The sequence below is a fragment of the Paenibacillus sp. FSL R7-0048 genome, from assembly GCF_038004505.1.
GTDB lineage: Bacteria > Bacillota > Bacilli > Paenibacillales > Paenibacillaceae > Paenibacillus_AQ > Paenibacillus_AQ odorifer.
Map to the genome: position 1 here is coordinate 6,195,814 of NZ_JBBORF010000001.1, position 13,712 is coordinate 6,209,525.

Consider the following 13,712-nt stretch of genomic DNA (forward strand, 5'->3'; position numbering starts at 1 on the left):
TATTAGTAATCTTATACGCGATTCTCCCGAAAGTCAAAGTTAAAATTTAAGGCTTAACCGTCCCTACTCCATGATCTGGTTTGTAATTCTTTCAATGTGTATGGTCAGATACAGCATTTCATCATTTGTTAACTCCCGATTATATGTTTTATCAATATAGATTTTAATTTTCTCAACGCTTGCGAAAGCTTCCTTATACTGCTGCTTTACCAAAATAAATAGGCCATTCTCATTATCAGGAGGTGGAGTACCATTGATGAGACGTTGTGCAAAAAATTTCAAATGAGTGATAAAACGGTAATAAGCAAGGGACTCCTCATCGTACTCTAGCCTGAAATGGCGCTTCACGATATTTAGGATGTCGTTCATAATCTTGGTGATATTCACCATGTTAGGCATCTCTTCATTTAGTTCTGCATTCACCAGATGGAGCGCAATATGTCCGGCCTCATCTTCGGGAAGTCTGACTCCGAGCTTGGAATGTATAATTTGAAGCGCAGCTTTCCCAACCTCATATTCTTCTTTATAGAATTTTTTGATTTCCCAAAGCATGGCGTTTTTAATCTTCATCCCTTTTGAGAATCTCTCCAGCGCAAAACTGATATGATCTGTCAGACTAACATAAATACTGTCATCCAGCATTTTACCGAGCTGCAGTTTGGCGAAGTTTATAATCTCTTCTGAGAGCTCCATGTGCTCGATTGGAATCTCGGAAAGCAGCGTTTTTAGCTTATCTGAAAGTTTTTGATTACTTAAAGTGAATATCTTTTCAATTTTATCTTCTTCTAAAAAGTCTCCACGTTTTTTCTTAAAGGCCAGTCCTCTTCCCATAACTACTAGTTCAAAATTTTGGTCATCTATGACAGTAACAACATTGTTGTTTAACACTTTTTCGATCCGCATATTTCAGCTCCTTACCTTTTCATCTTACGAAGCTAGCACTTTTTTATAGTATTCTATAATAAAAAATCGATCTCTAAGTAGCAGTACTAAGAGATCGATTCCATTCATACCTTATGACTCTTCAATAGATCACACTACAACAGTCAGCAAATCTTCGCCCGGTGTAATAACTGTTTTATTGGTACCAATCACATCACTATAATTAGCCGTATTGGTAATAATTATCGGTGTTGTGCATTGATAACCTTCATTTTTTATTTGTTCAAAATCAAACTCAATCAATAGATCACCCTGTTTAACGGTTGCTCCTTCTTGCACCTTCACATCAAAGTATTTACCTTTTAGCTTCACGGTTTCTATACCGATATGAATCAAGACCTCAACACCCTCATCCGATACTACCGCAATACAATGACCTGTTCTGAAAATAGTGGATACAACTCCACTTACCGGTGAATAAAGCTTACCTTCTGTGGGTTCAATTGCAATCCCCTTGCCCATTGCTTCAGAAGCAAAGGCAGCATCATCTACTGAGGTTAACGGGATTACGTTACCAGCCAGAGGGCTTACAACGGTTGAACTTTTAACGGCGTGAGGGAGGATAACCTCGCTTTTTTCAGTATTCGTTTTTTCTTCTACAATATTCACTTTCTTTTTATCTTCATAACCAAATACCATGGTAATTACCATAGCCAATACAATGGTCACACCTGCTATAATCGCTTGAACGACCAGCGGAGAGAATGCGGGAAGACTTAATACGCTCACAAATGCGAAGACTTCCATCTTCACTTTGAAAAGACCACTAAGTGCTCCACCTACACCGCCGGCAATGGTTACATAAATGAAAGTCCGTTTGTAACGAGTCAGCAAACCGTAAATAATAGGTTCTGTTACACCTGAAAGCGCGCCTGGTATAAATGTACTGCCGGCCAATGTTTTCAACTGTTTGTCCTTTGTTTTCAGGAAGATACCCAACGCCACACCCAGCTGCGCGAAGATGGCCATGCCGGCCATTGCATATATCGGATCTCCACCCTTAGCAATGTTCTCAAGAATAATTGGCACAAGTCCCCAGTGCAATCCGAGTACAGTCAAATACGTCCAAGCTATTCCCACAATTGCCCCTGTAACAATACCGCTTTTCGTACTGAGGAACAAAATAGCGTCTCCAATTAAATTCCCTACATTCACGCCAAACGGTCCGAAAGCCAAAATAGTTAACGGAACAATCACAATCAAACATAGCATAGGGACCAAGAACATCTGCAAATCCTTGTGTATAAACTTTCTTAGCTGCTTATCCAATAAAGCGTATATACAGATGGCGATAAAAATCGGAAACACGCTTGATGAATAGTCCGAAATTACTAAAGGAATACCTAAAAAATGTGGAGATTCAACACTTGCTAATCCCGTAATATTAGGTTCAAGTAAAGCCGCACCGATACTACCACCCACATAAGCATTAACACCCAGCCTAATCGATAACGTAATTCCTAAGAAAATGGGTAGAAAATAAAACACAGCATTACTAGCGCCGGCTAATACTTTGTAAGTTTCACTATCCGCACTTAGAACATGTAACGAAGCAAGTACGGTTAATAGCGCTTTCAACATACCCGCACCTGCTAAAGCACCAATCAGAGGCGAAAAGCTTCTAGAAATAACATCAAAAATCAGAGTCCCTATAGGTTTCTTTACCTTGTTCTCGCCAGAGTCACTGTTAGGGGATATGGATTTGGCAATTTCTTTATACACATCAGCAACATGGGTACCCACTATAACTTGAAACTGTCCCCCTTTGCTAACTACCCCAATAATCCCTTTCATTTTTTCCAAATTTTCTTTATCAGCTTTTTGCTCATCGTTAAGTGTGAATCTTAGTCGCGTGGCACAATGAATCACATTGTTAATATTTTTCTCCCCACCGACAGATTGAATAATGTCTTTACTTAGCTGTTCATAACTCATTTTTATACACCCCTTTGTAACAGATCAATTAATCACGGATATCAGGGAACACAAAAAAACCTAAATCACATCTATGTACGAGAGAGATTATCCCCGTAATCATAAATGAAACTTAGGTTTTGCCTGCTATGCAGTAGCAATCCTGATATCCGATTAATTTATTATTTACAAATTAACATGTTCAATTAATGATGTCAACAATAAACCAGAGCCTGTATAATATTGGATAACAAAAAAGACCCTGATAAATCAAGAATAACTTGATTATCAGGACTTTTTTTTAGAACAGGCTTTGTCCGTTGGATTCAATTACTTCTTTGTACCAGTGGAAGGACTTCTTACGGTATCTGTCCAGTGTACCTGAACCATCATCATGACGATCTACATAAATGAAACCATAACGTTTCTTCAGCTCGGCGCTTGTTGCGCTAACCAAGTCGATGCAGCCCCAGCTTGTGTATCCCATAACTTCCACGCCATCAGCAATAGCTTCCGCTACTTGAACCAAATGATCTTGCAAATAATTGATCCGGTAATCATCGTTTACGATCTTCTCACCGTTCCCGTCTACAACCAGCTGATCGACGGCGCCAAGGCCATTTTCCACGATAAACAGCGGTTTTTGGTATCGGTCATAGAACATATTCATCACATAACGCAAGCCCTGCGGATCGATCTGCCAACCCCATTCGCTCGCTTCCAGATACGGATTCGGTACCCCACCCAGCAGGTTTCCTTCTCCTCTGATCTGTTTCTCCGGATCAGCCGTTTCACATGTGCTCATATAGTAACTGAACGATATGAAATCCACGGTATGCTTCAGAATTTCCTCGTCCCCTGGCTCGAAATGAATGTGAATTCCATTTTCCTTAAAGAACCGTTTCATATAGCCTGGATAATAACCTCTGCTATGAACATCCGCAAAAAACATATTTTTGTGATCACTTTGCATCGCCTTGATCAAGTCGTCCGGATGCGGAGTGAGCGGATAAATTGGCATGCTCAGCACCATGCAGCCTATTTTGAAATCAGGATTGATCTCATGACCGATTTTTACCGCCAAAGCACTTGCAATGAACTCATGGTGAATGGCCTGATACAGATCCTGCTTACTCAATTTTTCCAATGGAGTATTGATTCCGCCACTCATAAATGGGAACTCTAGGATAGAATTGATCTCGTTAAAGGTCAGCCAGTATTTGACCTTGTTCTTGTAACGATTAAAGATCGTTCTCACATAACGCTCGTAAAATTCCACCATCTTACGGTTAACCCATCCATCATACTCTCGTGCCAAATGCAGCGGGGTCTCATAATGGGAGATCGTAACTAGCGGTTCGATGCCGTATTTATGACACTCGTCGAACAGGTCGTCGTAGAACTGCAAGCCCTGTTCATTCGGCTCCAGCTCGTCCCCTTTCGGGAAAATCCGGGACCAGGCAATAGACGTCCGGAATACTTTAAAGCCCATTTCCGCAAACAGCTTAATATCTTCTTTATATCGGTGATAGAAATCGATACCAATCAACTTCATGTTATCGTCGGTAGGAACTTCTGTAGGCGCAGACTTAATGCCATGCGGCATGACATCTTGGGTAGACCAGCCTTTGCCATCATCCTGATATGCCCCTTCAAGCTGGTTAGCGGCTACAGCCCCACCCCATAGGAATCCTTCTGGAAATTGTAAGTTCATATTTCTTCCCGCCTTTGCTATTGTGATAGTATAGGTTTACTGCTCTAATCCGAATCCTAAACCTTGGAACGCGTTACATGTCAAGGATTAATCTTGCAAAGGAGATAAGCCGATGTCCACACTTGACGAAATTGCTAAGCTGTCGGGCTTTTCCAAAGCTACGGTATCCCGAGTCCTGAACGATTCTCCCCATGTCAGCAAGGAAACTAGGGAGAAAATTCTCGCCATTATGAAAGAGACGGACTATGTTCCCAATCGGAATGCCATATCTTTATCCAAAGGCCAAACCCAGCAAATCGGCATGATTACCTTAGACCTCAACGAGCTTATTTTGTGCTTCATGAACAGCTTCGTCGAAATTTCCGGCCGTTACGGGTATCAGACGATTATTTATACCACCGGCGGTGATAAGCAAAAGGAACTTCAGGCCTTCGAGGATCTCAAACAAAAAAGAGTCGACGCTCTGCTTATTCTGACCGCTGTTAACGATAAAAATGTCATAACTTCCTACTGCAAATACGGCCCGATTGTGTCTTGGCAACGCATGGACCATCCTGAAATACCGTCAGTTGCCATGAACCAATATGACGGATATGCACTCGCTCTAGAGCATTTGATAGAGCGGGGTTATACGCGTATCGCTAATGCTTTTGGCCGCCCAAGCAGCATAAATACCCAGAGTAGACGACTAGCTTATGAGCAAATCATGACCAAATATAATCTTCCCATTGTTGAGAAATGGTATTACTCCACGATTTATGGAATCCGTGACGGAGAGCAATTGGTGCGAACCCTAATTGGACAACCAGATCAGCCGGATGCCATTCTGTGCTCCAATGATTTGGTGGCGGTGGGCGTTCTGAGCGAAGCACGTAGACAGCAGCTGGAGGTGCCCCGTGATCTAGCCATCATTGGTTTTGATAATTCGGAGCTGTCACAGACACTCGGAATTACCACTGTTCGGAATCCGATTGCAGGACAGGCGGAGAACGCCTTTCTTCTGCTGGCTCCAACCCTGCTTGGACTGGATATGGAGCTGCAGCCCCTATCATTCCAACTGATCGAACGGGAGACAACATAGGTTGCCCATTCCCAGAAGATTACGACTGTACATTCCATAAAAAAAGTAAAATTGTATTGAAAATATGATGAAGATGGGTGTTTTTTATGACAAATAATGTATTGAATCCTAGGGTTGATAAATTTTTAAGTAAAGCGAAACAATGGCGGGAAGAATATGAGCAGTTGAGAACGATCGTGCTTGATTGCGGGCTGACCGAAGATTATAAGTGGATGCATCCATGTTACACATTTGATGATAAAAACATAGTATTAATTCATGGATTTAAAGAATATTGTGCGCTTCTCTTTCACAAAGGTGCCTTGTTACAGGATCCCAATGGGATTCTAATTCAACAAACAGAAAATGTGCAGGCAGCGCGCCAAATTCGGTTTACGAATGTGCAACAAATCGTTGAAATGGAAGCTGTTCTGAAAGCCTACATTCAAAATGCCATAGAAGTTGAAAAAGCGGGTTTGGAAGTCGAATTAAAAAAGAAAGAGGATTACCTCATTCCTGAAGAGCTTCAGACTAAATTCGCTGAACTTCCTGGCTTGAAAACTGCTTTTGAAGCCCTAACGCCTGGACGGCAAAACGCATATATTTATCATTTTTCTCAAGCCAAACAATCCAAAACCCGCGTATCCCGAATTGAAAAATTCATCCCGCAAATCCTTGAGGGCAAGGGATTAAATGATTAGCGTTGCTGACAATGAGTCAATTAAGCCTTAGGGTTAGTTGACTCATTTTTTAATTTGTCTTCTTCTAACTGCTTGTAATAATCCTCAACAAAGGCCTTGAACTTTTTAGCGACATTAGTCATGTACCGGTTGGTATACCATGAGATTTCAATGGTGCGGGTACTTATGGGTTCTTCAATGGGAAGAAGCACGACAGAGGATCCTTGAGACCCCCCCCAAGTTACAGCGGGGATAAAAGAAACCCCTAGTCCCGAACGGACTAGACTGCGTACCATCGAAGGCTCATCGCATTCATAAATGATACGCGGAGCAAATCCGGCGGCGTGACATAGAGAATCCGTCGTGTCGCGCAGCTGCTTGCCTATTTTCAAACTAATAAAACCGTCTTCCGCGAGTTCATTCAGACGTACACTTTTACGGGTTGCGAGCCTGTGCTCATTAGGAACCGCCAGCAGGATTTCTTCCGTTAATACCGGTGTCGACACTGTTCCTGGAATCTTGAGCGGAGTAGAAGAAATACACAAATCAAAAGCCGGATAACGTGAGATCTCCTGATCCTGCTGCAATAGCTTGAATTGAGCTTCCGGGTATTTCTGACGAAATAATGTGATCATATCCGGAAGCAAATAGGAACCCGCTTGGATAAAAATCACTACAGTTCCTGTCGGTCGCTCAGACAAGTCCAATAGCTCTGTTTTCCCCTCCTCTAACGTTTGTAGGGCTAAATCAACTTTCACAAGAAACCGCTTTCCATATTCATTTAATCGAATGTATTTTCCTGTGCGATCAAACAATTTGACGTTTAATTCGCCCTCAAGATTTTTGATCATTTTACTTATAGCAGGCTGTGAGATTTGGAGTATTTCGGCTGCTTGGGTCATATTCTCAAGCTTTGCAACCGTTTGAAAGTACCGAAGCGAAAGTAAATCCAACGAACCCACCCTCTTCTATAACCTTAGAGTTATGTATTTTATATATAATAATATATTTTTCATCATCATAGCAGAACACTATAATAAAGAGAATTAAAAATACATAAGAATCTGCAGGAGAAAGGGGAACTATAAATGAGCACACGAGAACCCATGGAAGAAATTATTACAGTCTCCAGCGGTCAGCTTAAAGGCATACGTCTGCCAACACTTGGGGCGATCGCATGGTTAGGGATTCCTTATGCGGAACCTCCCATAGATAAGCTCAGATGGAAAGCACCGCGTGAGATAGAACCTTGGACAGGTGTATTGCCTGCATGCCATTTTAATAATAGCAGTGTCCAATTCATTCAAGGGGAACCTGGCGGCAGTGAAGATTGCCTCTTTTTGAATATTTGGCGACCGGATCATGCCGAGGCAGGCTTACCCGTATTCGTCTTCCTCCACGGCGGCGGAAATATTGGGGGTTCGGGACGGGATTTTCAAGCTGGAGAATTGGCGTGTAAGACAAATAGTATAGTGGTTACAGTGAATTACCGTTTAGGAGCAATGGGATTTTTCCGGCATCCCTCACTCCGAACCGGGGACCCCTTGGATGACTCAGGAAATTACGGTCTCCTCGATGTTCTTCATGCGCTAAAGTGGCTGCGCAATAACATTGTTTGCTTTGGGGGAAATCCAGGGAACATAACATTAGGGGGCCAGTCTGCAGGTGCAAGAAATGCATTAGCTGCTTACCTTTCACCGCTGGGCAGAGGGCTCTTTCATAAGCTTTTTATTATGAGCGGAGGTTTAACAACGGCTGTTACGGAGCAAAGCGAAGAAAAAGCAGATGACATTTTAACAGAGTTATTAATAAAAACAGGAATGGTCAGCACTCAAGGTGAGGCAAGAGTATGGATTTCCACACAATCTGCGGATAAGATTTCCGCCTTCCTATATCGTCAGAATGCCTTTCACTTTGTCGAAATCATTCGTGAGACGGGGCTTCAGATGGCTGCTTTTCCCCATTTGATCGAAGATGGCACGGTCATTCCTATTGGTGGCTTCGACAATCTAAATAACCGCGATCACCCTTCCCTGCCGATCATCCTTGGCAGCACTGCCAGCGAATTCTCCGAGTTCACTTTATGGGATACTCATTTCTTCTCCCTAGTGCAAAAGGAAGAGTTAGCCGGAAATCTGGAAGAAAAGAAGCTCTATGAAGCTGCAGTCCAATATGGGAGCGATCTGTATGCAGAATTTAATGTAGAGCAGACTACAGAGATATTATTAAGTGCGATTCCGGAGATGCCCATCTATGCTTACCGCTTCGCCTGGGGGTTAAGAGACGGAGTGATCGATCCTTATATCCGTTTTCTTATGGGTGCCCCGCATGGTGCAGACATCCCCTTCTATACAGGTGACTTTTCCGGTGTCCAGGAAAGATTTCCTGCGGATGTAATTTCCGAGCATAACGAGCCTGGGCGTAACATGCTCTCTTCCCTAATGAGGGACTATTTACGGCATTTCCTATATACCGGTAATCCTAATGCTGAGGGACAACCTGCTTGGCAACGATACACCCCTAATCCCCGGTCTGCGGAAATTCTCTGGTTAGATGCTAGCCAGGATCAAACTATTGTTCAATCCGTCTGCAAACTTGTAAAAAAAGATATCCTGTCCCAAATGGACAATGATCCCCGTTTAGCAGCAGAACAGCGCAATTGGCTAAAAAACAATTTATTTGCGGGACGTTTTTTCTGGTAAGATAAATGATTGTAGAATTCACGTAGAGGAAGGAACATGCTGTTGTGCTAACTTACTTACTGCTCTTAGTCATCGGGCTAGCAGCTGGCATTTCCGGTTCATTGGTCGGACTTGGCGGCGGGTTCATCGTTGTGCCTGCGTTGGCTTTCCTTTTTCCTGATATGGAGCCTTCACATCTGGCTGGAACATCAATGGCGATGCTGCTTTTCAACTCCATCTCAAGTACTTATGTGTACGCAAAGCAGAAGAGAATCGATTATCAAGCAGCGCTCACCTTCGCCGCCGTTTCGATTCCGGGTTCAGTAATAGGTGCACTCTTTACCAAGCAAATGGGCGGGAGAATGTTTTTCGTAAGCTTCGGTATTTTCTTAATCCTTGTCGCTTTATTGCTCTTGTTCAAGCCGAACAAACCCATCCATTGGCCTTTCAAACCAACCGTGAAGCGAAGCTTTTCCGATAATAGCGGTGCTCATTTCGAATATGCTTATCATATGCCTACCGGCATAATCATCAGTTTTCTCGTTGGCTTTGTAGCAAGCCTATTTGGGATTGGCGGCGGGAGTCTTATGGTTCCGACAATGACCTTACTTCTCGGCTTTGCCCCCCATATCGCTGTTGCAACTTCTATGCTTCAAATTTTCCTGTCAGCTATCGTAAGCACCACAACACATGCCTTTTTATTGAATGTTGAATGGTTTATGGTGTTAGCCCTAGCACCTGGCGCAATTATCGGCGGTCAAATTGGCGCACGCCTGGCAAAACGCCTTCCTGCCAAGCTGCTTTTAAAGCTATTAGCCGTTTTTCTCATCATCGTTTCGCTTCGTTTGATGATGAAAGGGTAGGTCATTATGTAAAAAGTCCTGATGGATCAAGAGTTTCTTGATCCTCAGGACTTTTTTATTGTGACTGTGGGACTGATTCCTTGATATCAACGACATTTCAAATTGCAGGGCAGAAACGGATCCCCTCTTCTATCATAATTTAGCCCCCTATGGATAAGAGACTTGGCCAATCCTATCGAATTTTAAGTCTCTTCAGGATTTCTTTAGAATTCCCCCACCTAATTCCTCAGTTTTTTTAGTTAAGATTTCTGTATTGAAGTAAGCGAAGGAGGTGGCATATTGGCCAGTAATACCGTCTTAGAGCTAATCAATCAGTATGGATATCTGATTTTTTATCTTGCTTTCACGTTAGGCCCTTTTGGAATTCCAATCCCTAATGAAATTACAATCCTCACTGGAGCTACCCTAAGCCACATGGGGATTATCAATTCCTGGATGACTTATTTCTGCATTTTATCAGGGCTATTAACGGCCTTTACGGTTGCCTACTTTGCAGGTAAATTCTTTGGGCAAAAGCTGAAGTGCAAATTTGAAGCTAACAGACATTTTAAAAAAGCAGAGCAGATTCTAAAAAAACGTGGGCGTACAGCTATGTATATCGGCATGTTTATTCCAGTTGTACGTTACATCATTCCCATGTTGATCGGGCTCAGCGGTACAAGCTATAAACGATTTGCCCTTATTTCATATCCCAGTGCTTTAAGTTGGACCTTACTGTTCTTTTTTGTAGGAACGTACTTTGGAGATCACATCCTATCAAAATTAATAAACATCTAAATCAATTCTAAAATTATGGAGGAATTCCGAATGAGCTTCAATGAAAAACTCTTATTTTTAAGAAGTTTTATTCATGATCCAAAACAGGTAGGCAGTGTTACCCCGAGTTCCCGGTTTCTGGCACACAGCATGGTTAACCAAGCCCCTTGGCATGAAGTTAAAGCAGTCGCTGAACTTGGATCAGGTACAGGTGCAATCACCCGTGTAATCAATACTAAGGTAACTAGTACAACGAAAGTGTTACTATTTGAGATGGATAAAACCATGAGGCATAACCTGAAGACAAGCTATCCGGACTTTTCCTGTTATCATAATGCTGCTAGTTTAGTAGAAACAATTAAAAGTTCACATATTCATCAGTTGGATTGTATTTTTAGTGGGCTGCCCTTTTTCAATTTTGAGCCCGAATTAAGAAATACATTGGTTGAACAGATCTACCAATCCCTTAAACCTGAGGGATTATTTATCGCCTTTCAGTATTCACTTCAAATGAAGAAGCAACTCTCCGAATATTTTAATATTGATACAATAAAATATGTGCCATTTAATTTCCCTCCCGCTTTCGTCTACGTCTGTCGTAAAAGGGAAACATAATAAAATAAATATAGAAGAGGGGCAGCGTCCATTGAATACAATTCTTGTTGCAGATGATGATTCTGAAATTCGAGATGTGATTCATGTTTATTTAAGAAATGAAGGTTACCAAGTGCTTGAAGCTGCAGATGGTCAAGAGGCATTGAGTACAATACAAACAACTTCCATTCAATTAGTTATCCTGGATGTCATGATGCCTCAAATGGACGGTATCACAGCCTGTCTCAAAATTAGGGAAATATCAAATATCCCAATTATTATGCTCTCAGCCAAGCAAGAGGACATTGATAAAATCACGGGTCTAACTACCGGGGCAGACGATTACATGATCAAACCGTTTAATCCACTGGAACTACTGGCCCGTGTAAAAGCTCAGTTACGGCGTCAGTCCTTAATTGGAAAGGAAGAATTCAACTCTCTGCTTATAATTAAAAACCTGATCATAGATAAAAATAAACATTCCGTAAAGTTAAATGGAATGGAAGTTTCATTAACTCCACTAGAGTTTGCGATTTTAACCCTGCTTGCAAGCCGGCCTGGGCAAGTTTATAGTTCGGAGCAAATTTACGAGAGTGTATGGAAAGAGCCTTACGGATATTCTGACAATACCGTAATGGTTCATATTCGTAACTTAAGAGAAAAATTAGAGGAAAATCCAAGAGAACCTCTGTATATTAAGACAGTCTGGGGAGTTGGTTACAAAGTTGATTAAAATCATACGAAATCTACAAATAAATAAACGCATTCAATCCAATATCTTAATCAGGATGGTGTTGAGTTTCATAATTACCATTGCGATAAATACCTCACTTAGCATCTTGTTCTTTCATTTTGGAAATGCAACAAAATTGGATTGGGTGTTCAATTTTCTTGCCTACCTTCTTACTCCGATGTTTTTCATTATATTCGTTATTACATTTTTTACATTGACCCGGCGAATCGTCAAAGATTTAATTGTGCTGGAACAAGGACTTCAGATTATATCCGAAGGTAATTTGAGTTATCGGGTAAATGTTGTGCGCCAAGATGAACTAGGACTGGTGGCTTTGAACATCAACTGGATGGCAGAGCGCTTAGAGCAACAGATCATCAAGGAACGCGAAATAGAAAAATCCAAGATGGAGATGATCACGGGGATTTCACACGACTTACGCACCCCTCTTACAAGTATTATCGGGTATATTGAGCTTTTACGTACAGAATCGTACCAAGATAAAAAAGAATACACACGTTTTATTCAAAACACCTATAACAAGGCGCTTCATTTGAAGAAACTCCTTGATGATTTGTTTGAATATACCCGACTTAATTCGGTGGACTCCCGTTTAAATCTGGAGAGAATCGATTTGTCACAGCTTTTGAATCAATTATTGTTCGAATTCGAACCAATCGCTCAAGAAAACAATGTGCATCTTATAAAAGATATAGATAAGAGTCCAATCATCACCTTAATCGACAGTGAGAAAATAGCCAGAGCCATAGATAATCTACTTATGAACGCCTTAAAATATTCCATCAGCCCGGGAAGCATTAGCATACGAATTACAACTGATTCTGTACACTGTACCATTGCGATTGAAAATAAAGGAACTCCCCTCTCACAGGATCAAGAAAACCGTCTATTTGACCGATTTTATAAGGTTGACCACTCAAGAAAAAGCCAGGGAATTCAAACCGGAGCAGGACTTGGTCTTTCGATAGCTAGGAATATTGCTGAGTTGCACAAGGGTACTTTAACGCTTAAACACACTCATGACGTCTTCACATTCCAACTGAGATTGCCTTTCGGAGAGGATTGCTAATTGATTATGTCTGAATACTTACTTTTCTTACAAGGCTTCCTCAAAGATCCAAAGCGGGTAGGAAATATTCTACCCAGTTCGCAATTATTAGCCAATAAAATAGTCCAGTCTGTACAATGGCATAATGTAAATGCCGTTGCAGAACTTGGAGCTGGTACAGGTGCTATTACACATCTCATGACATCACAATTAACGAATTCTACAAAAGTGCTTTTGTTTGAGCGGAATAAAAAAATGAGAGAACACTTAAAAGCAATTTATCCGGAATGCATTTTCCATTCCAACGCCAGCTACTTACTCAAGAAATTGAACCAGGAAGGCATCCGTGAGTTAGATTGCATAATTTGCGGATTACCATTTTTTAATTTTTCAATTGAAATGCGTGACAAAATCCTACATCAGATTGTTAAGTCACTTAAACCAGGCGGAATTTTAGTTGCATATCAGCACTCGCTGCACATGAAAAAAAGATGGGCTAAACAACTACCTATTGAGAAAATTGAATTTGTGCCTTACACTTTCCCTCCAACATTCGTATATATTTGTCGTAAAAAAGAATGACACATGAATATTCGGAAAACAGTAATTTCTAAAGAATGTATAAGTATTGAGAATGGAAATGACCAGGCCAATATGCAGCCAATACTGTTGCAGGATTATAAAAAAGTCCTGATGATCAAGATTA

At 41.4% G+C, this 13,712-nt stretch carries 13 protein-coding genes; 9 read left to right on the top strand and 4 right to left on the bottom strand.

The window, feature by feature from the left end; all coding sequences use genetic code 11:
* Positions 1–63: 63 nt before the first annotated feature.
* From licT to NSQ91_RS27345, 3 genes are all read right to left on the bottom strand, one after another.
* Positions 64–903 (bottom strand): BglG family transcription antiterminator LicT, encoded by an 840-nt coding sequence (gene licT, locus NSQ91_RS27335; protein WP_076144575.1) that lies wholly within the window; start codon positions 901–903, stop codon positions 64–66.
* 129 nt (positions 904–1,032) lie between these two features.
* A complete protein-coding gene (locus tag NSQ91_RS27340; protein ID WP_076302384.1) occupies positions 1,033–2,877 on the bottom strand; it encodes a beta-glucoside-specific PTS transporter subunit IIABC in 1,845 nt (614 codons plus the stop codon).
* 280 nt (positions 2,878–3,157) lie between these two features.
* Positions 3,158–4,570 (bottom strand): glycoside hydrolase family 1 protein, encoded by a 1,413-nt coding sequence (locus NSQ91_RS27345; RefSeq protein ID WP_076194102.1) that lies wholly within the window; start codon positions 4,568–4,570, stop codon positions 3,158–3,160.
* 112 nt (positions 4,571–4,682) lie between these two features.
* Between NSQ91_RS27345 and NSQ91_RS27350 the strand changes: the two genes are divergently transcribed.
* Positions 4,683–5,651: a LacI family DNA-binding transcriptional regulator gene (locus NSQ91_RS27350; RefSeq protein ID WP_076130318.1), complete on the top strand. Its 969-nt coding sequence runs from the start codon at positions 4,683–4,685 to the stop codon at positions 5,649–5,651.
* Between the two features lie 86 nt (positions 5,652–5,737).
* Positions 5,738–6,331 carry a YdeI/OmpD-associated family protein gene (locus NSQ91_RS27355; RefSeq protein WP_076098816.1) on the top strand — a complete coding sequence of 198 codons (594 nt, stop codon included), beginning with the start codon at positions 5,738–5,740 and terminating at the stop codon, positions 6,329–6,331.
* A 20-nt stretch (positions 6,332–6,351) separates the two neighbouring features.
* Here NSQ91_RS27355 and NSQ91_RS27360 read toward each other — a convergent pair whose 3' ends face one another.
* Complete coding sequence (locus tag NSQ91_RS27360; RefSeq protein ID WP_076194098.1) at positions 6,352–7,263, bottom strand: LysR family transcriptional regulator; 912 nt, start codon at positions 7,261–7,263, stop codon at positions 6,352–6,354.
* Positions 7,264–7,398: 135 nt separating this feature from the next.
* Here NSQ91_RS27360 and NSQ91_RS27365 point away from each other — a divergent pair, with 135 nt between their 5' ends.
* From NSQ91_RS27365 to NSQ91_RS27395, 7 genes are all read left to right on the top strand, one after another.
* Positions 7,399–9,012 carry a carboxylesterase family protein gene (locus NSQ91_RS27365; RefSeq protein WP_076194093.1) on the top strand — a complete coding sequence of 538 codons (1,614 nt, stop codon included), beginning with the start codon at positions 7,399–7,401 and terminating at the stop codon, positions 9,010–9,012.
* 44 nt (positions 9,013–9,056) lie between these two features.
* Entirely contained in the window at positions 9,057–9,854 is a 798-nt protein-coding gene (locus tag NSQ91_RS27370; protein ID WP_076098819.1) for a sulfite exporter TauE/SafE family protein, read from the top strand.
* 279 nt (positions 9,855–10,133) lie between these two features.
* Positions 10,134–10,631 carry a DedA family protein gene (locus tag NSQ91_RS27375; RefSeq protein WP_076130315.1) on the top strand — a complete coding sequence of 166 codons (498 nt, stop codon included), beginning with the start codon at positions 10,134–10,136 and terminating at the stop codon, positions 10,629–10,631.
* A 30-nt stretch (positions 10,632–10,661) separates the two neighbouring features.
* The gene (locus NSQ91_RS27380; RefSeq protein ID WP_076144587.1) at positions 10,662–11,225 is read left to right on the top strand and encodes a class I SAM-dependent methyltransferase; all 564 of its coding nucleotides are present in this window, start codon (positions 10,662–10,664) and stop codon (positions 11,223–11,225) included.
* Positions 11,226–11,256: 31 nt separating this feature from the next.
* The gene (locus NSQ91_RS27385; protein WP_076304971.1) at positions 11,257–11,937 is read left to right on the top strand and encodes a response regulator transcription factor; all 681 of its coding nucleotides are present in this window, start codon (positions 11,257–11,259) and stop codon (positions 11,935–11,937) included.
* A 55-nt stretch (positions 11,938–11,992) separates the two neighbouring features.
* Entirely contained in the window at positions 11,993–13,027 is a 1,035-nt protein-coding gene (locus tag NSQ91_RS27390) for a sensor histidine kinase (protein ID WP_340921572.1), read from the top strand.
* 6 nt (positions 13,028–13,033) lie between these two features.
* Positions 13,034–13,588: a class I SAM-dependent methyltransferase gene (locus NSQ91_RS27395; protein WP_081391922.1), complete on the top strand. Its 555-nt coding sequence runs from the start codon at positions 13,034–13,036 to the stop codon at positions 13,586–13,588.
* The last annotated feature ends 124 nt before the right edge of the window (positions 13,589–13,712 follow it).